The sequence below is a fragment of the Marinobacter sp. ES-1 genome, from assembly GCF_000475255.1.
Lineage (GTDB): Bacteria > Pseudomonadota > Gammaproteobacteria > Pseudomonadales > Oleiphilaceae > Marinobacter > Marinobacter vinifirmus.
In genome coordinates this window covers 1-1,795 of record NZ_AXBV01000097.1, presented here as the reverse complement: position 1 = coordinate 1,795, position 1,795 = coordinate 1, and the positions used below count along the sequence as shown (strand labels likewise).

Genomic DNA, 1,795 nt, shown 5'->3' with positions numbered 1-1,795 from the left:
TTACCCAACACACCGTAAAGCCCGGTCATTCATGGCGGGGATATAAGGTGAGAGCGGCGTCGCCGCTCCATTGGTCGGTTAGTGCGGTGTTTGTTGCTGCTCGATATATTGGCGAATGATCTCTATCGGCGCCCCACCACAACTGGACGCAAAGTAGGACGGAGACCAGAGCACGCCTTTGTAATAGAACCGTGAGGCGATATCAGGCCGCTCTTTGCGCAGTACGCGACTGGACGCGCCTTTCAGACTGTTCACCAGCGATGATACCGCCACCTTGGGCGGATAGTTCACCAGCAGGTGAACGTGATCGCCCTCCCCATCCATTTCTTTCAGCTCAGCATCAAAGCCGGCACAGATCTTTTCGAACAACTCCCGCAGGCGCTCGATCGCATCCTTGTCGAACACGGTTTTTCGGTATTTGGCGACAAAGACCAAATGAACGTGCATCACAAAAACGCAATGCCGACCTGTTCTGATATCGTTGATTTGTGTCATAGACCAAACTATGGTGGGGTTATGAAACGCCTGCAAGCCTTTAAATACGAACTCCGGCCCGATGGTCAGCAACAGCGCCTCATGCGCCGTTTCGCTGGCTCCTGCCGGTTCGTGTTTAACAAGGCATTGGCGCTGCAAAAGGAGCGCTATGAGCAAGGTGAGAAGAAGCTGAGCTATGCGGGTTTATGCAAAGAGCTAACCCAGTGGAAGCTGGATAGTGCAACCGAATGGTTAGCTGAAACCCCTTCGCAGGCATTGCAGCAAAGCTTGAAGGATCTGGATCGGGCCTACACCAACTTTTTCGCCAAGCGGGCGGGATTTCCCCGCTTCAAGAAGAAGGGTGTTTCCGACAGCTTTCGCTACCCTCAAGGCTGCAAGCTCGACCAGGCGAACAATCGCCTGTTTCTGCCGAAGCTCGGATGGGTGCGATACCGCAACAGCCGCGAGGTTCTGGGCACGGTGAAAAACGTCACCGTGAGTCAGTCGGGCGGCAAGTGGTTTGTCAGCATCCAGACTGAGCGAGAAGTGGAAACGCCGACCCCCAAGGGCGATGCCATTGGCATTGATCTAGGTGTGGCTCGCTTTGCCGCCTTTGATCGTCCCTTGCTGGCGTTTGAGGGCGAGGATCACCTGAAACCCCTTAACAGCTTTAAGAAGCACCAGGCTCGACTGCGCAAGGCGCAGCGGGCTTTGAGTCGAAAAACCAAATTCAGCAACAACTGGAAGAAAGCGAAAGCCAGAGTCCAGCGGATTCACGCCCAGATCGGCAACGCCCGCCGCGACTACCTCCACAAAGCCACGACCGCCATAAGCCAAAACCACGCGATGGTGTGTATCGAGGACTTAAAGGTGCGGAATATGTCGGCGTCAGCGGCCGGCACGCTCGATCAACCCGGGCGCAACGTCCGGGCCAAATCCGGTCTGAACCGGAGCATTCTGGATCAGGGCTGGTTCGAGTTCCGGCGCCAACTGGACTACAAGCTCCAATGGAGCGGCGGGTGGTTGGTGGCGGTACCACCCCGCAACACCAGTCGAACCTGTCCGGCCTGCGGTCATGTGTCGGCAGAGAACCGCCAAACCCAGGCCCAGTTCCACTGCGTGGATTGCGGCTTTAAGGAAAACGCCGACACGGTTGGCGCGATCAATATTTTAAGGGCGGGACACGCCCGGTTCGCCTGTGAAGTGAGCGATGCACCAAGGTCGCCAGCAGCAGGAACCCACCGAAGCGACTCAGCAGCGGCTTAACGCCGCCACTGAGCGCCGTAGGAATCGCCTTCCTTCAGGTGGGCGAGGATGTCAA

Annotated in this window: 2 protein-coding genes; one reads left to right on the top strand and one right to left on the bottom strand. The window is 56.8% G+C overall.

Annotated elements, in window-relative coordinates; genetic code table 11:
- Positions 1-78: 78 nt before the first annotated feature.
- The gene (tnpA, locus tag Q668_RS15910; protein WP_081697630.1) at positions 79-495 is read right to left on the bottom strand and encodes an IS200/IS605 family transposase; all 417 of its coding nucleotides are present in this window, start codon (positions 493-495) and stop codon (positions 79-81) included.
- A gap of 21 nt (positions 496-516) precedes the next feature.
- Between tnpA and Q668_RS15905 the strand changes: the two genes are divergently transcribed.
- Positions 517-1,740: an RNA-guided endonuclease InsQ/TnpB family protein gene (locus Q668_RS15905; RefSeq protein WP_022990629.1), complete on the top strand. Its 1,224-nt coding sequence runs from the start codon at positions 517-519 to the stop codon at positions 1,738-1,740.
- The last annotated feature ends 55 nt before the right edge of the window (positions 1,741-1,795 follow it).

Excerpts from the sequence above, each read along its gene's own strand:
- tnpA (WP_081697630.1), bottom strand. The coding sequence starts at position 495 with ATGACACAAATCAACGATATCAGAACAGGTCGGCATTGCGTTTTTGTG.
- Q668_RS15905 (WP_022990629.1), top strand. The coding sequence starts at position 517 with ATGAAACGCCTGCAAGCCTTTAAATACGAACTCCGGCCCGATGGTCAG.